The organism is Thermomonas brevis (assembly GCF_014395425.1).
GTDB lineage: Bacteria > Pseudomonadota > Gammaproteobacteria > Xanthomonadales > Xanthomonadaceae > Thermomonas > Thermomonas brevis.
Genome location: NZ_CP060711.1, coordinates 74,505 through 94,446, shown reverse-complemented (window position 1 = coordinate 94,446; position 19,942 = coordinate 74,505). Strand labels below are relative to the sequence as shown.

The following is a 19,942-nucleotide window of genomic DNA, read 5'->3' as shown; positions in this document are numbered from 1 at the left end:
CCATTGCAATCCGGCACGCGATTTGCAATATGGCCCAGAGCCCCGTTCAAGGATGGATCGCCCCGTGCCAGCAGCACCCGCCAAACCCGCCCCGCCCGCCAACGCCGGCGCCGCCGGGACGCCGCCGCCGCCGAAGAAGAAATCCAGGAAGCTGCTGCTGATCGTCGCGGCGCTGCTGGTCGTGCTGGCCGGCGGCGGTGGCGCGGCCTACTGGTTCCTCAAGCCGTCCAAGCCGGTCGGCGCCAAGCCGCTGGCGCCGCCGCAGTACATCGCGCTCGACCCCGCCTTCGTGGTCAACCTGGCCGACACCGACGGCGTGCGCTACCTGCAGGCCGACGTGCAGCTGCAGACGCGCGACCCCGACACCGCCGCGGCGATCGCCCTGCATTCGCCGATCATCCGCAACCGCCTGCTGTTGCTGTTCGGGCAGCAGACCTCGCAGCAGCTGAACGGCCGCAACGGCAAGGAACGCCTGCAGGGGCAGGCGCTGGCCGAGGTGAAGAACATCCTCAAGGCCCAGCACGCCGCCAACCAGGTGGACGCGTTGCTGTTCACCAGCATCGTGATCCAGTAAGCGGGGAGAGACGATGACCACCGACCTGCTCAGCCAGGACGAGATCGACGCCCTCCTCCACGGCGTCGATTCGGGCGCGGTGGACACCGAGCCGCCGCCCGCGCCGGGCGAGGCGCGCACCTACGACTTCGCCACCCAGGAACGGATCATCCGCGGCCGCCTGCCGACCCTGGAGATGATCAACGAGCGCTTCGCGCGCACCTGGCGGATCGGCCTGTTCAACCTGCTGCGGCGCTCGGCCGACCTGTCGGTGCGCGGCATCGACATGATCCGCTTCGGCGAATACATCCATTCGCTGCAGGTGCCGACCAACCTCAACCTGGTGAAGATGAAGCCGCTGCGCGGCACCGGCATCGTGATGTTCGAGCCGCGGCTGATCTTCACCGTGGTCGACAACTTCTTCGGCGGCAGCGGCAAGTACCACACCCGCATCGAGGGCCGCGAGTTCACGCCCACCGAGATGCGGGTGATCCAACTGCTGCTGAAGCAGACCTTCTCCGACTTCGCCGAGGCGTGGGCGCCGGTGATGAACGTGGAGTTCGAGTACATGAACTCCGAGGTCAACCCGCATTTCGCCAACATCATCAGCCCGCGCGAATACATCGTGGTGTGCCGCTTCCACGTCGAGCTGGAAGGCGGCGGCGGCGAGCTGCACCTGGCCCTGCCCTGGTCGATGCTGGAGCCGATCCGCGAGCAGCTCGACGCCGGCGTGCAGAGCGACCGCGTCGAGAAGGACGAGAACTGGACCAACGCCCTGCATGCGCAGCTGCAGGACGTCGAGGTCGAGCTGAGCAGCATGCTCGCGACCCGCCAGATCAGCCTGCGCGAACTGAGCAGGCTGAAGGTCGGCGACGTGATCCCGATCGACCTCAAGCCCGAGATCCCGGTGCACGTGGAGCACCTGCCGCTGTTCACCGGCGAATTCGGCATCCACAACGGCAAGAACGCGGTGAAGATCACCGAAGTGCACGCCACCCGTCCGCCCCAGAACCCGTTGCCAATGCCATGAACCCTACCGACGAAGCCAGCCAACTCGCCGCCTTCGAGGCGCTCACCGCCAACGCCCCCCGGCGACCGGGAACACCGACCTCAACCTGGACGTGATCCTGGATGTGCCGGTGACGCTGTCGCTGGTCGTCGGACACGCGCGCATCCCGATCCGCAACCTACTGCAGCTCAACCAGGGCTCGGTGGTGGAACTGGAGCGCGCCGCCGGCGAACCGCTCGACGTCTACGTCAACGACACCCTGATCGCACAGGGCGAAGTGGTGGTGGTCAACGACCGCTTCGGCGTGCGCCTGACCGACGTGGTCAGCCCGAGCGAACGCATCAAGCGCCTGCGCTGACCGATGGACGTCGTTCCTTCCACCAGCGCCGCGCCGGCGCAGGACGCGCCGCGAGCGGCGGCTGCCCCGCAGCCGGCTGCGCAGGCATCCGGGCAGGTCGCCGCTGATTCCCCGGCGACGCAGCAGCCCGCGATTCCGCCGGCCACGACCGAATCGCCCGTGCAGAGCGCGCCTGCGCCAGCCGAAGCGCAGGCCGCTGCGCCGCGCGCCATCGCCGGGATGCCGGCGCGCCCGGCCAAGACCACCGCGCTGACCATGCAGCCGGGACACGCCGCGCCGCCGAGTGCGGTCGGCACCCTCGGCGGCACCCTGTTCGCATTGGCGCTGGTGCTGGGCCTGATCTTCGGCCTGGCCTGGCTGGCGCGGCGCATGCCGGGCGTGGCCGGCATGCGCGGCAACGGGTTGCGGGTCGTGGCCTCGACCGCACTGAGCGCGCGCGAGCGGCTGGTGGTGGTCGAAGTCGGCGGGCAACAGCTCCTGCTGGGCACCGGCGCGTCCGGCACCCGCCTGCTGCACACGTTGGAGACGCCGCTGCCGGTCGAGGCGCCGGCGCAGCCCGTACCGTTCGCGCAGCTGCTGGCGCAGCACTTCGGGAAGAAGGCATGAACCGGCCCGCACTGCGACGGATCGCGACGCGGCTGCTGCCGCTGCTGGGCGTCCTCGCCCTCTGTTTCCTTGCCGGCGACGCATTCGCCCAGGCCGCTCCGGCCGCCGCGCCCGCGGCGGCGCCCAGCCTGCCGGCGGTGAACGTCGGCCAGATCGGTGGCCAGCCGGTCAGCATGCCGATGCAGGTGTTGCTGCTGATGACCAGCATCACCCTGCTGCCGGCGCTGCTGCTGGGGGTGACCGCGTTCACCCGCATCATCATCGTGCTCAGCCTGCTGCGGCAGGCGCTGGGCACCGGCCAGACGCCGTCCAACCAGGTGCTGCTGGCGCTGGCGCTGTTCCTCACCGCGATGGTGATGCAGCCGGTGTTCGACCAGTCGTGGACCGCCGGCATCGCGCCCTACCTGGACCACCAGATGGATTTCCGCGCCGCCTGGACCGCCGCGTCCGAGCCGTTCCGCGCGTTCATGCTGGCGCAGGTGCGCGAGAACGACCTGATGACCTTCGCCGGCATGTCCAACACCGGCCCCTACGCGACGCCGCAGGACGTGCCGTTCGGCGTGCTGGCCGCGTCCTTCCTCACCAGCGAGCTGAAGACCGCGTTCGAGATCGCGTTCCTGATCTACATCCCGTTCGTCATCATCGATCTGGTGGTGGCCAGCGTGCTGATGTCGATGGGCATGATGATGCTGTCGCCGATGTTGATCTCGGCGCCGTTCAAGATCCTGCTGTTCGTGCTGGTGGACGGTTGGGTGCTGGTGGTCGGCTCGATCGCCGGCAGCTTCAACCCGGCATGACGGGCGTGCGCGCATGACTCCCGAACTCGCCCTCGCCCAGATCGCCGCCGGCATGCAGCTGGCGCTGCTGCTGGGCGCGCCGCTGCTGCTGGCGGTGCTGGCGACCGGCGTGGTGGTCGGCATCCTGCAGGCCGCCACCTCGATCAACGAGCCCACCGTGGCCTTCGTCTGCAAGGTCGCGGCGCTGGTGGCGACGCTGACCCTGACCGGCAACTTCCTGCTGGGCAAGCTGGTCTCGTTCACCGCCGAGTTGTTCCAGCAGATCCCGCACCTGATCGGCTGACGCCGCCGCGCGATGGATACCGTCACCCTCGTCACCGCCCAGGGCGTGAACCTGTTCGCGATGCTGGCGACGGTGCTGTGGCACGCCATCCGCATCGGCGCCGCGCTGCAGGTGCTGCCGACCATCGGCGGCCGGGGCTTCCCGATGCGGGCGCGGCTGATCCTGGTCTTGGCGCTGTCGGCCACCCTGTCCACCGTGCTGCCGGCGCCGCCGCCCGCCGCGGTGGACGCGGCGACCGCGCTGAACGTGATCCGCGAATTCGCGATCGGCATCACCATCGGGCTGGTGCTGAAGCTCGCCTTCGAGGCGGCGACCCTGGCCGGCCAGTTCGTCTCGCAGGGCATGGCGCTGTCGTTCGCCACCATGACCGACCCCGCCAACCAGACCTCGGTGCCGGTGCTGTCGGTGTGGTTCTACCTGGTGTTCGGGCTGCTGTTCTTCACCTTGGACGCGCATCTGGCGCTGATCCAGCTGCTGCTGGACAGCTACCGGGCGCAGCCGATCGGCACGCCGTTCGCCGACTTTTCGGCGTTCCTCGAGGTGGTGCCGGGCTTCTTCCCGACCGTGCTGCGCGTCGCCGTGCTGATGTCGCTGCCGGTGACCGTGGCGCTATTGGCGGTCAACATGGTGGTGGGCGTGCTGTCGCGCGCCGCGCCGCAGTTCAACCCGATCCAGATCGGCATGCCCATCGCGCTGCTGATCGGCCTGGCCCTGCTGACGGTGCTGGCACATGAATTGCTTGATCCGGTCAAGGCGCTGTTTGGGCAGGCATTCGAGGCCGCCCGCGCCGTGACGGGTTGAGACGATGAGCGAAGCCGCGGACCGCGAAGACCGCACAGAAGCCCCAAGTGCCAAACGCCTGCGCCAGGCCCGCGAGCGCGGCGACGTGCCGCGTTCGCGCGAGCTGGCCGGCGTGGCGGTGCTGGGCACGTCGGTGATCACGCTGCTGGTGCTGGGGCCGGGCGTGGCGCGCGGCGCAATGGGCTGGATGCGCGACGCGCTGGCCTTCGATTCCGGCCTGGTCGGCCACCAGGACCGGCTGGCGACGCACGCGGCGGCCATGCTGGCCGGACTGGCGGTGCCGCTGCTGCCGCTGGTGGCGATCGCGCTCGGCGCCTGCTTCATTTCGCCGGCGGTGATGGGCGGCTTCCATTTCAGCACCGAGGCGCTGCAGCCGAACTTCAACCGGCTCAACCCGATGTCCGGCTTCGAGCGGATGTACGGCCGCGAAGGCCGGGTGGAACTGCTGCGCTCGGTGCTGCGCATCCTGCTGGTCGGCGCGGTCGGCTTCTGGGTGGTGCGCCGCGCGATGGTGACGATGCCGCTGCTGCAGAACATGCCGCTGGAAGGCGCCGTCGCCGACGGCCTGGGCTTCATGCTGCACGCGCTGGCGGCGATGGTTGGTGCGATGGCGCTGCTGGCCGCGGTCGACGTGCCCTACCAGCGCTGGTCGCACAACGAAAAATTGAAGATGACCAAGCAGGAAGTCCGCGAGGAGTTCAAGGAGAACGAGGGCAACCCGGAGGTCAAGGGAAAGATCCGCCAGCTGGCCCGGCAGATGGCGCAGCGGCGGATGATGGAGGCGGTGCCGGACGCCGACGTGATCGTGGTCAACCCCACCCACTACGCGGTGGCGCTGAAGTACGAAGCCGGGCGCATGCGCGCGCCGAAGGTGGTGGCGCTGGGCATCGACGAGATCGCCCTGAAGATCCGCGAGATCGCCAAGGCGCACCGGGTCGCCACGGTCGAGGCGCCGCCGCTGGCACGCGCCTTGTATCGGCATTCCGCGCTCGACCAGGAAATCCCCGTGCAGCTCTACGCCGCCGTCGCCCAGGTGCTCTCCTACGTGTTCCAGCTGCGTCGCTGGCATCCGTCGCACGGCCCGATGCCGTCGCTGGCGACGGTGGCCGTCGATCCGGCCCTCGATGACGGGAAGTCGCCGCGATGAGCGCGACCTCCGACAAGGGCGGGCGCGGCGGCTCGCTGACCGCGGTGATGCATTCGCTGCGCAGCGGCGCGGCGGCGCCGGTGGTGGTGCTGGCGATGCTGTCGATGGTGGTGGTGCCGCTGCCGCCGTTCCTGCTCGACATCCTGTTCACCGTCAACATCGCGCTGTCGCTGATGGTGCTGCTGGCGGTGGTCTACGTGCTGCGGCCGCTGGAGTTCTCGGTGTTCCCCAGCGTGCTGCTGATGGTCACCCTGCTGCGGCTGTCGCTGAACGTCGCCTCCACCCGCGTGGTGCTGCTGCACGGCCACCAGGGCGGCGCGGCGGCCGGCCACGTGATCGAATCGTTCGGCAACTTCGTGGTCGGCGGCAGCTATGCGGTCGGCATCGTGGTGTTCGCCATCCTCACCATCGTCAACTTCGTGGTGGTGACCAAGGGCTCCGGGCGCATCTCCGAAGTGTCGGCGCGCTTCATCCTCGACGCCCTGCCCGGCAAGCAGATGGCGATCGACGCCGACCTCAACGCCGGCCTGCTGACCCGCGAGGAAGCCAAGCTGCGCCGCGAGGAAGTGCGCAACGAGGCCGACTTCTACGGCTCGATGGACGGCGCCAGCAAGTTCGTGCGCGGCGACGCCGTCGCCGGCCTGCTGATCCTCGCCATCAACCTGGTGGGCGGCGTGCTGATCGGCGTGCTCCAGCACGACCTCAGCTTCGGCGAGGCGATGCAGACCTACACCCTGCTGGCGATCGGCGACGGCCTGGTCGCGCAGATCCCGGCGCTGCTGGTGTCCACCGCCGTCGCGATGCTGGTCACCCGCGCCACCCGCGAACAGGAAATGGGCGCGGCGGTCAGCACCCAGGTGTTCGGCCAGCGCCGCGCGCTGGCGGTGGCGGCGGCGCTGATGGGGCTGATCGGCATCGTGCCGGGCATGCCCAACCTGCCGTTCCTGCTGTTCGCCGGCATCCTCGGCTACGCCGCCTGGCGGCTGAAGAAGCACGAGGAGGCCGAAGCCATGCCGGTCGCGCAGGAGGCCGCCGCGACCGGTTCGACCGCGGTGGCGGAGCTGAGCTGGGACGAGGTGGCGCCGGTCGAGCCGCTGGGGCTGGAGGTCGGCTACAAGCTGATCGCGCTGGTGGACAAGGCGCAGGGCGGCGAATTGTTGACGCGGCTGAAGGGCGTGCGCCGCAAGCTGACCCAGGACCTCGGCTTCCTGATCCCGGCCGTGCACGTGCGCGACAACCTGGAGCTGACCGCCGGCCAGTACCGCATCCTCGTCCACGGCGTGCCGGTCGCCAGCGGCGAGCTGCATCCGGACCGCATGCTGGCGCTGGACCCGGGCAAGGTGTTCGGCCCGCTGGAAGGCATTCCCGGCAAGGATCCGGCGTTCGGCCTGGACGCCACCTGGATCCTGCCCTCGCAGCGCGCCCACGCCGAATCGCTGGGCTATACCGTGGTCGATGCCGGCACCGTGATCGCCACCCACCTCTCCCACGTGGTGCGCGAGCGCGCCGCCGAACTGCTGGGCCACGACGAGGTGCAGCAGCTGCTGGCCAGCGTCGGCAAGGCGTCGCCCAAGCTCGTCGAAGACCTGACGCCCAAGCTGCTGCCGATGTCGGTGATCGTGCGCGTGCTTCAGTCGCTGCTGGCGGAAAAGGTGCCGCTGCGGCAGATCCGGCGGATCGTCGAGGCGCTGCTGGAGCACGGCATCCATACCCAGGATCCGAGCGTGCTGACCGCGGCGGTGCGCACCTCGCTGGGGCCGTTCATCGTGCAGGAACTCAACGGCATGGCGCCTGAGCTGCCGGTGTTCACCCTGGCCCCGCAAATGGAACGCATCTTGCAGGATTCGGTCAGCGGCCAGGGCGCCGCGCTGGAACCCGGACTCGCCGAGCGGTTGCACCAGAACCTCAGCGAGTGCGTGGCCCGGCAGGAACAGCGCGGCGAGCCCGCGATCCTGCTGGTGCCCGGCGGGATCCGCGCGGCGATCTCGCGGCTGGTGCGCCACAGCGTGCCGCAGCTTTCGGTCCTGGCCTACGGCGAGGTGCCTGAAGACAAGCGGTTGCGGTTGCTCGGCGCGATTGGCTGATCCTGGCCCCCGAAGAGATTGGATTGCGGACCACGAACATGAGAATCAAGCGTTTCACAGCCCCCGACATGCGCACCGCGCTGCGCATGGTCCGCGACGAACAAGGCCCGGACGCCGTGATCCTGTCCAGCCGCCAGGCCGCCGAAGGCGGCGTGGAAGTGGTGGCCGCCACCGATTACGACGAGGCGCTGGTGCAGCAGACCCTGCGCACGATGAGCGCCCCGGCTGCGGAAGCGCCGCCGCCCGCAGCGACACCGACGCCTGCGCCGGCCCGCGAACGCGCCGTGTTCAAGATCGACGGCGTGCCGGTGGCGCCGCTGCCGCAGACGGCCGCACAGCCGTCCCCGCAGTCTTCCCCGCAAGAGCGCCAGCCCAGCCGGCTGGAACAGATGATGGCCGCGTTCAAGCCCGCGCCGCGCGGGCCGGAGCCGATGCCGTCGGCGCAACCGCAGCCGGTGGCCGTCGCGGCGCCGCTTCCGCCGCGCGTCGAACCGCGTGCCGTGATCGATGACGAAATGCAGCCGGCGGATTTCGCCGCCGCCCTGCGCCGCGCGTCGGTTCCGGCCCCGCCGCCGGCCCCGGTCGTGGCGGAAGCGATCGCGCTGGTTCCCGCCCGTTTCGAGCCGGCCGCCGTGGAGCCGGCGCCCGCGCTGCCGGAACCAGCGCCGGAAGAAAGAGTGCAGGACGGCGCGCCCGCCCTGCGCGTGGTCGCCACCGACCCGGCCGTCGCTACCCTGCGCGCCGAACTGGCGGCGATGCGCAAGGTGATCGAGCGCGAGCTGGGCCAGTTCGCGGTCGAGCGCCTGCGCGGCTCGCCCGCCCGCGCGGCGGCGCTCGACGCGCTGGCCGCGTTCGGCTGCGACGACGCGCTGGCCCAGCGCCTCGCCCAGCGCCTCGACCCCACCCTGCCCGCCGACGCCATCCTCGCGCCGCTGCGCGCGGAACTGGCCGCGGAGCTGCCGGTCCTGCGCAACGAACTGCTGGAAGACGGCGGCGTGGTCGCCCTGCTCGGGCCGACCGGCGCCGGCAAGACCACCACCATCGCCAAGCTGGCCGCCCGCTTCGCCGCGCGCCACCGCGCCCGCGACGTCGCCCTGATCAGCGCCGACAACGAACGCGCCGGCGCCCGCGAACAGCTGCACGTGCTCGGCCGGCGGCTGGGCGTCACCGTCTGCGACGCCGACGGCCCTGAAGCGCTGACCCACGCGCTGGAGCAGCTGGAGGACTACCCGCTGGTGCTGATCGACACCGCCGGTCACGGCCTGCGCGACCGCGCCCTGCTCCGGCAGATCCTGTGGGTGCGCTCCGCCAGCAACGTGCGCAGCCTGCTGGTGCTGCCGGCCAACGCGCATCCGGCCGACCTGTCCGAACTGCTGCGCCGCTACCGCCCGGCGGCGCCCGAAGGCGTGGTGCTGACCAAGCTCGACGAAAGCACCTGCCCGGGAGCAGCGCTCTCGGTGCTGGTGCAGCATAATCTGCCGGTGGCCTACACCGCCGCCGGCCAGTGCGTCCCCGACGACATCGAGCTGGCCGACGCCCGGTACCTGGCCGGCATGATCGACATCCCGCGCCGCGGCGCGACCAGCATTCCTAGCGACGAAGGCCACCATGCATTCGCCTGATTCCGCTTCCAACGCGAACGCCACCCCCTCCGTGCCGCGCGTGATCGCCGTCACCGGCGGCAAGGGCGGCGTCGGCAAGACCACCACCTCCATCAACCTGGCGATGGCGCTGGTGCACGCCGGCCAGCGCACCCTGCTGCTGGACACCGACCTTGGCCTCGCCAACGTCGACGTGATGCTGGGGCTGTCGCCGCAGTACACCCTGGCCGACGTGTTCGCCGGCCGCTGCGAGCTGCGCGACACCGTGGTCGAAGGCCCGCGCGGCCTGCTGGTGGTGCCGGCGGCCTCGGGCAAGCGCCACATGACCGAGCTGCTGCCGCAGCAGCACGTCGGCCTGGTCAACGCGTTCTCGCACCTCGACATCCCGCTGGACGTGATGATCGTGGACACGCCGGCCGGCATCAGCGACGGCGTGCTGACCTTCTGCCAGGCCGCGCAGGACGTGATCCTGGTGGTCTGCGACGAGCCGGCCTCGGTCACCGACGCCTACGCCCTGATCAAGGTGCTGAGCCGCGACCGCGGCGTGAACCGGGTGCAGGTGCTGGCCAACCAGGTGCCCAACGTCAACGAAGGACGGGTGGTGTTCGACAAGCTCGAACGCGTCACCTCGCGCTTCCTCGACGTCACCCTGTCCTACCTCGGCGCCATCCCGCGCGACGAATGGTTGCGGCTGGCCGTGCAGCGCCAGGAATCGGTGGTCGAAGCCTTCCCCACCGCCCCGGCCTCGCTGGCATTCCGTGATATCGTCCGCAAAATCGGACAGTGGCAGGCGCCGCAGGGGCCGCGCGGCCACGTCGAGTTCTTCACCGAACGTCTGATTGCCGCCCAGGGGAGTGCCTGTGCATGATCAACGCGGGGGCCGCCCAGTACCGCGCACAGCAGACCGGTGACGCCGCCGCCATCGTGGGACGGCACGCCGAACTGGTGCGCCGGATCGCCCACCACCTGGCCGCGCGCCTGCCGTCCAGCGTGGAGATCGACGACCTGATCCAGGCCGGCATGATCGGCCTGATCGAGGCCGCGCGTAACTTCCAGTCCGACCAGGGCGCCACCTTCGAGACCTACGCCTCGATCCGCATCCGCGGCGCGATGATCGACGCGATCCGCGCCGGCGACTGGGTGCCGCGCTCGGTGCACCGCCGCTACCGCGACGTGGTCGCCGCCACCCGCAGCATCGAGCAGCGCGAGGGCCGCACCGCCACCTCGCAGGAGATCGCCGGCGCGCTCGGCATGAGCGTCGACGACTACCACCACATCCTGCAGGACGCCGCCCGCGGCCAGCTGCTGAGCCTGGACGAATACGCCGAGGAACACGACGGCGAACCGCGGCTCGACCAGCACGACAGCTTCACCCCCGCCCGCCGCTTCGAGCAGGGCGCGTTCCGTGCCGCCCTCGGCGATGCCATCGACAACCTGCCCGAGCGCGAGCAGCTGGTGCTGTCGCTGTACTACGAGCAGGAAATGAATCTGCGCGAGATCGGCGCGGTCCTCAACGTCAGCGAGTCGCGGGTCTGCCAGATCCACGGCCAGGCCATGCTCCGGCTGCGCTCGCGGCTGACCGACTGGCGCAGCGAGATCGACGCGGAAGTCGCCTGAGCGACGCGTGCCGGTGCTGCATCGGCGCCCCGGATGCGGCAACATCAAGTTTTCCGCTCCACAACCGATACCGACACCGTTACCTACAGGATCCACTATGGACAAGGGCATCCGCATCCTCATCGTTGACGATTTCTCGACCATGCGCCGCATCGTCAAGAACCTGCTCAGCGATCTGGGCTTCACCAACTTCGCGGAAGCGGACGACGGCTCGACCGCGCTGGTCGAGCTGCAGAAGGCCAAGTTCGACCTGGTCGTCACCGACTGGAACATGCCCGGCATGCCCGGCATCGACCTGCTCAAGGCGATCCGCGCCGACGCCGCGCTGGCCAAGATTCCCGTGCTGATGGTCACCGCCGAGGCCAAGCGCGAGCAGATCATCGAAGCCGCGCAGGCCGGCGTGAACGGCTACATCATCAAGCCGTTCACCGCCGCCACCCTGGAAGACAAGCTGGTCAAGATCTTCGAACGCATGGAGAAAGCCGCATGAGCATGCCCACGCGTCCGCCCTCCATGCCCGCCGGCGACGCCCAGATCGTCGAGCGCCTGCACGCGGCGATGTCCGCGCTGGAACAGGGCGACAACGCGGCCTGGAAGCACCATCTGGATTCCCTGCTCGAATGGCGCCGCCAGCCGGTGGTGGAAAGCCTGGTCAAGCTCGCGCGCGAACTGGACGACCTGGAGCGCACGATCGACGCGCGCATCCCCGGCGCCGGCACCGCGTCCGCCAACGGCGGCCTGCCGGACGCGTGCAGCCGGCTCGAACACGTGGTCAAGATGACCGAAGAGGCCAGCATGCGCACGCTCGACCTCGCCGACGAATGCCGCACCCTGCTGGGCACCATCGGCGCCGAGCACGAGGCCACCGTCGACGCGATCCGCTCGCGGCTGTCGGCGATGGTGGAAGCGCAGAGCTTCCAGGACCTCACCGGCCAGATCATCCAGCGGGTGATCCAGCTGATCCGCTCCCTGCAATCCGGCCTTGGCGACATCCAGGCGCTGCACGGCGAAGACGGCAAGGGCCACGGCCCCGCCGTCAACGGCGTCGATCCTCCCGCAGCCACCCAGGACGAAGCCAACGACCTGCTCGCCAACCTCGGACTCTGAGCATGTCGGCGGACGGCTACGACGCCCGCGCGGACTTCCTGATCGAGGCGCGGGAGATCCTCGACCGCCTCGGCGAGCAGGTGGTGGCGCTGGAACAGGATCCGGGCGACCGCCCGACGCTCGACGCCGTGTTCCGCGGCTTCCACACCATCAAGGGCGGCGCGGGCTTCCTCGACCTGCCGCCGATGGTGGCGCTCTGCCACGCCTTCGAGGACCGCATCGACGCCGCCCGCAGCGGCACCCGCGAGCTGGACGCGGCCGCGTTCGACGGCGCCCAGCGCGCGGTGGACCTGCTGCTGGACATGCTGGACGCGCTGGGCCGCGGCGAAGACCTCGGCGAGGTCGATGCCGCCCTGCTGCGCCAGGTGCGCGGCGGGGACGCCCCGGCCGCCGCGCCGGCGCCGGCCGCGTTGGACCTGCCGGACAACCTCGACGACCTCGACTTCGACGCCCTGCTCGACAGCCTGCACGGCGAAGGCGCCATCCCCGGCGCGGCGCCCGCGCCCGCCCCGGTTGCCGCGCCGCCTCCGCCCAGGCCCGCAGCGCCCGCAAAACCGGCCGCCGCCGAAAAACCGGCGCCCGCCGCGACGGAAACCGAACAGACCGTGCGCGTCGACGTGCGCCGCCTGGACGCGCTGGTCAACCTGGTCGGCGAACTGGTGCTGGCGCGCAACCGCCTGAAGACCCTGCGGCCGGGCGTGCACGACGAGAACCTCGACCGCGCGGTGACCGCGCTCGACACCGTGACCGCGCGCCTGCAGGGCGCGGTGATGTCGGCGCGCATGCAGCCGGTCAGCCGCGTGTTCACCCGCTTCCCCAAGCTGGCGCGCGACGTCGCCCGGCAGTTGAAGAAGCAGGTCGAGCTGGTGGTCGAGGGCGGGGAAACCGAACTCGACCGCAACCTGGTCGAAGCCCTGGCCGATCCGCTGGTGCACTTGGTACGCAACGCCATCGACCACGGCATCGAGATGCCGGACGCCCGCCGCGCCGCCGGCAAGCCGGAACAGGGCACCGTGCGCCTGACCGCGCAGCAGGAAGGCGACCACGTCGCCATCGAGGTCAGCGACGACGGCGGCGGCATCGACCCCGAGGCGATCCGCCGCAGCGCGATCCGCAAGGGCCTGATCGACACCGAGGCCGCCGCCCGGCTGGGCGAGGACGAATGCCTGTCGCTGCTGTTCCTGCCCGGCTTCTCCACCCGCACCGAAGTCTCCGACCTGTCCGGCCGCGGCGTCGGCATGGACGTGGTGCAGTCCAAGATCCGCGAGCTGTCCGGCCAGGTGCAGATCCAGTCCGACCTCGGCAAAGGCTCGCGCTTCATCATCCGCGTGCCGCTCACCCTGGCGATCCTGCCGACCCTGCTGGTGGAGCTGGACGACGACGTCTACGCGCTGCCGCTGGTGCGCGTCATCGAGGTGGTCACCCACGACGACAGCGAAGTGCTGTGGATGGACGGCCAGAAGATTCTCGACCTGCGCGAGCGCCCGCTGCCGGTGCTGTCGCTGCGCGAATGGCTGGGCCTGGGCGACGGCCGCACGACCGAAGCCACTCGCGGCGTGGTGCTGCAGGCCGGCGAGCAGCGCTTCTGCCTGCTGGTCGACCGCGTGGTCGGCCGCGAGGAAGTGGTGATCAAGGCGCTGCCGCGCAGCCTGCGCGGATTGCCCGGCTATGCCGGCGCCAGCTTGGTCGGCGACGGCCGCATGGCGCTGATCCTGGACGTCGACGCATTGCTCGAATCCGCGCAGCGCGGCTCAAGCGCCAACGCGCGCAGCCGTTAGCGTGGGCATATGGATATCCTCAGTGTCATCGGCGCGATCCTCGGCCTGGTCGCCCTGCTCGGCGGCAGCATGCTCAAGGGCGCCGGCCTGTCCGGGCTGTGGTCGCCGGCCGCGTTCGTCATCGTCATCCTCGGCACCTGCGCTTCGATCCTGCTGCAGACGCCGATGCACACCTTCAGCCGCGCGATTCGGATCGTCGGCTGGGTGTTCTTCCCGCCGCCGCAGGACCCGCACGCGCTGATCGCGCGGATGGTCGACTGGAGCACCACCTCGCGCAAGCAGGGCCTGCTGGCGCTGGAGCCGCTGGTGGACCAGGAGAGCGACCCGTTCCTGCGCCGCGGCCTGCAGATGGTGGTGGACGGCGTGGAGCCGGACACCATGCGGCAGATGCTGGAGATCGAGGCGCAGGCGCAGCACCACCGCGACACCTCCGCGGCCAAGGTGTTCGAGGGCATGGGCATCTACGCGCCCACCCTCGGCATCATCGGCGCGGTACTGGGCCTGATGGCGGTGATGAAGAACCTGACCGATCCCAGCAAGCTGGGCCACGGCATCGCCGCCGCGTTCACCGCGACCATCTACGGCATCGCCTCGGCCAACCTGCTGTTCCTGCCGATGGCCTCCAAGCTCAAGGGCGTGGTGCATCGCCAGCAGGTCGAGCGGGAAATGCTGATCGAGGGCCTGATCGCGATCGCCGAGGGCGAGAACCCGCGCAACATCGAATCGCGCCTCAACGGCTTCCTGCACTGAGGGCGCGCGCACATGGCCCGCCGCCCCCGCCACCAGCACGAAGAACACCTCAACCACGAAGCGTGGGCGATCCCCTACGGCGACCTGCTCACCCTGCTGCTCGCCTTCTTCGTGGTGATGTACGCGATCTCCTCGCTCAACGAAGGCAAGTACCGGGTAGTCGCCGATGCGCTGTCGGCCGCGTTCGGCGGCGCGCCGCGCTCGATCAAGCCGATCCAGGTCGGCCAAGTACAACTGCGCGGCGGCGACTTCGACCATCCTTCGGTGATCGACACCGGCGCCCGCCGCGGCCCGGCCCAGCCCAGCCGCATCGAAGTGCCGATGCCGATCAACCGGCGGGAACAGCAGAACCAGAAAGCCGGCGCGGGCGACGAGGAAGCCGGCCAGGACCAATTGCACGCGCTCGGCGACCGCATCGAGCAGGCCCTGTCCGGCCTGGTGGAAAGCGGACTGGTGCGGGTGCGCCGCGGCAGGAATTTCCTGGAAGTGGAAATCCAGAGCGACCTGCTGTTCGCCAGCGGCGTCGCCGCCCCCAGCGCCACCGCGCTGGGCACGATCCGCCAGCTCGCCACCGTCCTGCGCGACGTGCCCAACGCCGTGCGCGTGGAGGGCTATACCGACAACCAGCCGATCCGCACCGCACAGTTCCGCTCCAACTGGGACCTGTCGGCGGCGCGCGCCACCAACGTGGTCTACGAACTGATCGATTCCGGCATCGCGCCCGCGCGGCTGGCGTCGATGGGCTACGGCGAATACCAGCCGATCGCCGACAACGCCACCGAGGCGGGCCGCAGCGCCAACCGGCGGGTCGAGCTGGTGATCCTGTCCAGCGCCCGCGGCGTGGACAGCGTGATGGACGGATTGGACATGCGCGGGGCGAAGGCCGCCGCGGACGCATCGGCAGCGGCCGGCGCGGCGACACCGACGATGGGAGCACCGTGATGCGGGTTTGGGCGATCGCCAACCAGAAAGGCGGCGTGGGCAAGACCACCTCCACCCTGTGCCTGGGGCGCAGCCTGGCCGACGCCGGCAAGCGCGTGCTGCTGGTCGACCTGGACCCGCACGGCTCGCTGACCCGCGCCTTCGGCGTGCCGACCGAGCCGCCGCCCATCGGCACCCACGAACTGTTCAACGACCAGGGCATCGCCGACGTCGCCCGGCCGTCCGGCTATCCCGGCATCGACCTGATCGCCGCCCAGCCGGCGATGGCGACGCTGGAACGGCGCAGCGCCACCCAGCCGGGCCTGGGCCTGGCGCTGGGCCGCGCCCTGCAGGCCAGCCCGGACAGCCACGACTACGCCCTGCTCGATTGCCCGCCGACGCTGGGCCTGCTGCTGGTCAACGCGCTGGCCGCCTGCGACCGCCTGATCGTGCCCACCCAGACCGACCCGCTGGCCCTGCACGGCCTGGCCGGCATGCTGCACACCGCGGCGATGGTGGAGCGCTCGCGCTCGCGCCCGCTACTGCGGCAGATCCTGCCGACCCTGTTCGACCGCCGCACCCGCACCGGCCAGCACACCTTGGAGCAGCTGCAGTCGCATCCCGGCGCCGCCGCCTGCCCCTACCCGATCCCGGTGGACACCCGCCTGCGCGACGCCGACGCGCTGGGCAGCCGCGAACACATCTACGGTCGCGGCCTGATCGCCTACGAACACGCGATGCAATGGCTGCTCGACACCGCTCCCGCCGAACAGGAGGCCGCATGAGCCCGCAGGGAACCACCCTGGCCGCGAAGCCGGAGAGCGACGTGATCGTCGACGCCTACGTCGACGCGCTACTGGGCATGCCGACGGCTGCCTCGCCGCAGGCGGACGCGACCGCCGCCGCGCACGCACCGGAGCCGGCCGCCGGTACCGAACCGGCGGGCGCTGCCGAACCCGTCGTCCTTGAAGCCGTCGAGCCCGAGCCCGCGCCGCAGGCCACGGACGAGGCGGCGCCCGAACTGGACGGCGATCGCGACGCATGCGAACCGGACAATGCCCCGGAGCCGGAGCCGGCCGTGGCCGTCGACCCGGCGCTGGTGCTGGAGCTGCTTGCCGAGTTCGAGAGGGAAACCCAGCCGGCCGTGGCCCCGGAGACGGCTCCGGCGACGCTGCCGGTTTCCGAGCCAGCCGTGGCGCAGGTCCGTCCGCCCGCCGCCGAGTCCCGCGACGTACCCGCTCCGTTCCGTCCGGTCGAGGTGGCGGCGGGCGCGGACGCCCCCGCCGCCCCGGTCGGTCAGCGCTGGCTGCGCGTCTCGATCGGCGACGACCGCTACGCGGTGGAGCTGCTGCGGGTGCAGGAAGTGGTCCGGCTGGCGCCGGTGATCGCGGTGCGCGGCGCGGTGCCCTCGCTGCTCGGGGTGATGAATCTGCGCGGGCGGGTGGTGCCGGTGCACGACCTGGGCCTCTGGCTGCGCCGGGCCGCGGTGCGGACGGACGAGCGCTCGCGCATCGTGGTGCTCGAGTACAAGGACGAGCTGGTCGGCCTGCTGGTGACCGCGGTGACCGACGTCGTCACCCTCGATGCTCCGCAGATCGAACCGCCCACGCCGGGCCTGCGCGACCGCATCGGCATGGGCATCGCGCGCACCCCGGGCGCGCCGCCGACGGTGCTGCTGGACGCGCGCGTGGTGTTCGACTGAGCGCGAAGCGTGCAAACTGTGCGCCGGCGCGCAGTTCGCGCCGGCCGCCTCAAGTCGAACGCGAACACGCCGTTAAACGGTCTGGGATCAAGCCTTTTTTCGAGACGCCAATGCCATTGTCACTGCAAGCCGACCTCGGCATCGAACAGGTCGCCGACCTGCAAGCGGCGCTGCAATCGCATTTCGACGACGAGGTGCTGGAGCTGTCCGGCGCCGACGTGTCGCGCGTGCACACCGCCGGGCTGCAGCTGCTGCACGCCTTCATGCGGGACCGCGCCGCGCGCGGCCGCGTCACCACCATTACCCTTCCCTCTCCCACCCTGGTTGAAGCCGCGCGCCAGCTCGCGCTCGCGGCCAGCCTGGGCGTCGATACCGTCCCCGGAGACACCGAGTGAGCGCAAACCTTCTGATCGTTGACGATTCCACCTCCATGCGCCAGATGGTCGCCTTCGCCCTGTCCGGCGGCGGTTACAACGTCAAGGAAGCCGAGGACGGCCTCGCCGCGCTGGAAGTGGCCAAGACCCAGAAGTTCGACGCGGTGATCACCGACGTCAACATGCCGCGCATGGACGGCATCGAGCTGATCCGCCAGCTGCGCGCCCTGCCCAGCTACAAGTTCACCCCGCTGCTGATGCTCACCACCGAGTCCGGCGCCGACAAGAAGAGCGAAGGCAAGGCCGCCGGCGCCACCGGCTGGCTGGTCAAGCCGTTCGACCCCGAGCAGCTGCTCGCCACCGTTCGCAAGGTTCTCGGCTAAGCCGCGCTTCCGGCACATCTTTCGGAACATCCATGGACATCACCCGCTTCCACGCCACCTTCTTCGAAGAAAGCCGCGAAAACATCGCCGCCATGGAAGCCGGGCTGCTGGACATGGAATCCGGCGGCGGAGGCGGCGACACCATCCACGTAGTGTTCCGCGCCGCGCACTCGATCAAGGGCGGCAGCGCCACCTTCGGCTTCACCGCCATCGCCGAGCTGACCCACCTGCTGGAAACCCTGCTGGACGAAGCGCGCGGCGGCAAACGCACGCTCGGCGGTGAGGACATCAGCGCCCTGCTGGGCTCGGTCGATGCGCTGCGCATGCTGCTGGCCGCCACCGAACACGGCGACGCCATCGACCAGCCGATGCTGACCCGCGTGCGCACCGAACTGGAGCGCCTGCTGTCCGGCGAAGCCGCCGCTCCGGCGGCCGCCGCCGTCGCCAGCGCGCCGGCCAGCGCCGATCCCACCGGCTGGTCGATCAGCTTCGAGCCCGAGCGCTCGCTGTTCCTCAGCGGCAACGATCCGCTGCGGATGCTGCGCGAGCTGGGTCAGCTCGGCGAACTGAAGGTCGCCTGCCGCGACGACGCGCTGCCGCCGTTCGCCGAACTCGATCCGTTCGAAGCCTGGCTGGCCTGGGACCTGCAGTTGGTCGGCAACGTCAAGCGCGCGGCGATCGAGGACACGTTCGCCTGGGTCGAGGACCAGTGCAAGCTCAGCATCGAGCCGCTGGCCGTCGCCGCGGCCCCTGCCGCGCCCGCGGCGCCCGAGCCCGCTCCAGTCGTCGCGGCCGTCAAGCAGGAAGCCGCAGCGACCAAGCCCGCGGCCGGCGATGCCGCCGGCGGCGGCGCCCGCCACGATCAGGTGGAAACCACCATCCGCGTGGCCGTGGACAAGGTCGACGCGCTGATCAACCTGGTCGGCGAGCTGGTCATCACCCAGGCCATGCTGGCGCAGCGCTCGGCCGAGCTCGATCCGGGCCTGCACGAGCAACTGCTGGCCGGCCTCGGCCAGCTCGACCGCAACACCCGCGACCTGCAGGAAGCGGTGATGTCGGTGCGCATGCTGCCGGTGGATTTCGCCTTCAGCCGCTTCCCGCGGATGGTGCGCGACATCGCCTCGCGGCTGGGCAAGAAGGTCAACCTGAAGACCTCCGGCGAAGGCACCGAACTGGACAAGGGCGTGATCGAGAAGATCGTCGATCCGCTGGTACACCTGGTGCGCAACTCCATCGACCACGGCCTGGAAACCACCGAGCAGCGCATCGCCGCCGGCAAGCCCGAGGCCGGCACGGTCACCCTGTCCGCCGCGCACCAGGGCGGACACATCATCATCGAGGTCGGCGACGACGGCCGCGGGCTGGACCGCGAGCGCATCCTGCGCAAGGCGCAGGAACGCGGCATCCCGGTGCCGGAGAACCCCACCGACGCGCAGGTCTGGGACCTGGTGTTCGCGCCGGGCTTCTCCACCGCCGAAGTGCTCACCGACCTGTCCGGGCGCGGCGTCGGCATGGACGTGGTGCGCAAGAACATCAACGCGCTCGGCGGCCAGGTGGAAATCCGCAGCCGCGCCGGCGAAGGCACCACCGTCTCGATCCGCCTGCCGCTGACCATGGCCATCCTCGACGGCATGACCGTCGCCGTGGGCGGCGAAGTCTTCATCCTGCCGCTGAACGTGGTGGTGGAGTCGCTGCAGCCGGCGGCCGACCACATCAAGACCGTGGCCGGCGACTCGCGCCTGCTGCGCGTGCGCGAGGACTACGTGCCCCTGCTCGACCTCGCCACCCAGTACGGCCTGCCGGCGGCCCGCGCCGAAGCGCAGCCGATCGCGGTGGTGGTGGAAAGCCAGGGCCAGCGGCTGGCGCTGGAAGTGGACGAACTGCTGGGCCAGCAGCAGGTGGTGGTCAAGAACCTGGAGCGCAACTACCGCCGCATCGCCGGCGTGGCGGGTGCGACCATCCTCGGCGACGGCCGTGTGGCCCTGATCGTGGATGTGGGCAGCCTGTCCACCAAGACGCATGCCGTACCCGCGGCGATCACCGAAGAATATCTCCAGGGCGAGATGGCGAA

Annotated in this window: 20 protein-coding genes and 2 pseudogenes; all 22 read left to right on the top strand. The window is 70.5% G+C overall.

Annotation, left to right across the window (positions count from 1 at the left end; genetic code table 11):
• Positions 1-64 precede the first annotated feature (64 nt).
• The gene (locus H9L17_RS00410; protein ID WP_187570456.1) at positions 65-574 is read left to right on the top strand and encodes a flagellar basal body-associated FliL family protein; all 510 of its coding nucleotides are present in this window, start codon (positions 65-67) and stop codon (positions 572-574) included.
• 13 nt (positions 575-587) lie between these two features.
• Positions 588-1,583: a flagellar motor switch protein FliM gene (gene fliM, locus H9L17_RS00405; protein ID WP_187570455.1), complete on the top strand. Its 996-nt coding sequence runs from the start codon at positions 588-590 to the stop codon at positions 1,581-1,583.
• A 73-nt stretch (positions 1,584-1,656) separates the two neighbouring features.
• Positions 1,657-1,920 (top strand): annotated as a pseudogene (gene fliN, locus H9L17_RS00400) (flagellar motor switch protein FliN); the annotation flags it as partial.
• A gap of 219 nt (positions 1,921-2,139) precedes the next feature.
• Positions 2,140-2,526, top strand: coding sequence for a flagellar biosynthetic protein FliO (fliO, locus tag H9L17_RS00395; protein WP_187571791.1), 387 nt, complete (start codon positions 2,140-2,142; stop codon positions 2,524-2,526).
• On the top strand, positions 2,523-3,323 hold the full coding sequence (gene fliP / locus H9L17_RS00390) for a flagellar type III secretion system pore protein FliP (protein WP_187570454.1): 801 nt from the start codon (positions 2,523-2,525) through the stop codon (positions 3,321-3,323). The genes fliO and fliP overlap by 4 nt, the downstream gene beginning before the upstream one ends.
• A gap of 13 nt (positions 3,324-3,336) precedes the next feature.
• Entirely contained in the window at positions 3,337-3,606 is a 270-nt protein-coding gene (locus H9L17_RS00385; RefSeq protein WP_187570453.1) for a flagellar biosynthetic protein FliQ, read from the top strand.
• A gap of 12 nt (positions 3,607-3,618) precedes the next feature.
• Positions 3,619-4,407, top strand: a complete 789-nt coding sequence (gene fliR, locus H9L17_RS00380) for a flagellar biosynthetic protein FliR (RefSeq protein WP_187570452.1) — start codon at positions 3,619-3,621, stop codon at positions 4,405-4,407.
• Positions 4,408-4,411: 4 nt separating this feature from the next.
• Positions 4,412-5,554, top strand: coding sequence for a flagellar biosynthesis protein FlhB (gene flhB / locus H9L17_RS00375; protein WP_187570451.1), 1,143 nt, complete (start codon positions 4,412-4,414; stop codon positions 5,552-5,554).
• A 47-nt stretch (positions 5,555-5,601) separates the two neighbouring features.
• Positions 5,602-7,638, top strand: coding sequence for a flagellar biosynthesis protein FlhA (flhA, locus tag H9L17_RS00370; protein ID WP_187571790.1), 2,037 nt, complete (start codon positions 5,602-5,604; stop codon positions 7,636-7,638).
• A 68-nt stretch (positions 7,639-7,706) separates the two neighbouring features.
• Entirely contained in the window at positions 7,707-9,260 is a 1,554-nt protein-coding gene (gene flhF / locus H9L17_RS00365; RefSeq protein WP_187570450.1) for a flagellar biosynthesis GTPase FlhF, read from the top strand.
• A complete protein-coding gene (locus H9L17_RS00360) occupies positions 9,247-10,107 on the top strand; it encodes a P-loop NTPase (RefSeq protein ID WP_187570449.1) in 861 nt (286 codons plus the stop codon). Before flhF ends, H9L17_RS00360 begins: the two co-directional genes overlap by 14 nt.
• Complete coding sequence (locus H9L17_RS00355) at positions 10,104-10,856, top strand: RNA polymerase sigma factor FliA (RefSeq protein WP_187570448.1); 753 nt, start codon at positions 10,104-10,106, stop codon at positions 10,854-10,856. The genes H9L17_RS00360 and H9L17_RS00355 overlap by 4 nt, the downstream gene beginning before the upstream one ends.
• Before the next feature lie 97 nt (positions 10,857-10,953).
• Positions 10,954-11,346, top strand: coding sequence for a chemotaxis response regulator CheY (gene cheY / locus H9L17_RS00350; RefSeq protein ID WP_187570447.1), 393 nt, complete (start codon positions 10,954-10,956; stop codon positions 11,344-11,346).
• Positions 11,343-11,963 (top strand): protein phosphatase CheZ, encoded by a 621-nt coding sequence (locus tag H9L17_RS00345; protein WP_187570446.1) that lies wholly within the window; start codon positions 11,343-11,345, stop codon positions 11,961-11,963. Before cheY ends, H9L17_RS00345 begins: the two co-directional genes overlap by 4 nt.
• A gap of 2 nt (positions 11,964-11,965) precedes the next feature.
• On the top strand, positions 11,966-13,741 hold the full coding sequence (locus H9L17_RS00340) for a chemotaxis protein CheA (RefSeq protein ID WP_187570445.1): 1,776 nt from the start codon (positions 11,966-11,968) through the stop codon (positions 13,739-13,741).
• 9 nt (positions 13,742-13,750) lie between these two features.
• Positions 13,751-14,491 (top strand): flagellar motor protein, encoded by a 741-nt coding sequence (locus tag H9L17_RS00335; RefSeq protein WP_187570444.1) that lies wholly within the window; start codon positions 13,751-13,753, stop codon positions 14,489-14,491.
• A gap of 12 nt (positions 14,492-14,503) precedes the next feature.
• Entirely contained in the window at positions 14,504-15,433 is a 930-nt protein-coding gene (gene motD, locus H9L17_RS00330) for a flagellar motor protein MotD (RefSeq protein WP_187570443.1), read from the top strand.
• On the top strand, positions 15,433-16,197 hold the full coding sequence (locus H9L17_RS00325; protein ID WP_187570442.1) for a ParA family protein: 765 nt from the start codon (positions 15,433-15,435) through the stop codon (positions 16,195-16,197). The genes motD and H9L17_RS00325 overlap by 1 nt, the downstream gene beginning before the upstream one ends.
• A complete protein-coding gene (locus H9L17_RS16110) occupies positions 16,194-17,114 on the top strand; it encodes a chemotaxis protein CheW (protein ID WP_187570441.1) in 921 nt (306 codons plus the stop codon). The genes H9L17_RS00325 and H9L17_RS16110 overlap by 4 nt, the downstream gene beginning before the upstream one ends.
• A gap of 110 nt (positions 17,115-17,224) precedes the next feature.
• Positions 17,225-17,509 carry an STAS domain-containing protein gene (locus tag H9L17_RS00315; protein ID WP_187570440.1) on the top strand — a complete coding sequence of 95 codons (285 nt, stop codon included), beginning with the start codon at positions 17,225-17,227 and terminating at the stop codon, positions 17,507-17,509.
• Positions 17,506-17,871 (top strand): response regulator, encoded by a 366-nt coding sequence (locus H9L17_RS00310; protein WP_187570439.1) that lies wholly within the window; start codon positions 17,506-17,508, stop codon positions 17,869-17,871. Before H9L17_RS00315 ends, H9L17_RS00310 begins: the two co-directional genes overlap by 4 nt.
• 32 nt (positions 17,872-17,903) lie before the next feature.
• Positions 17,904-19,907, top strand: a pseudogene (locus H9L17_RS00305) (chemotaxis protein CheW); the annotation flags it as partial.
• Positions 19,908-19,942 lie beyond the last annotated feature (35 nt).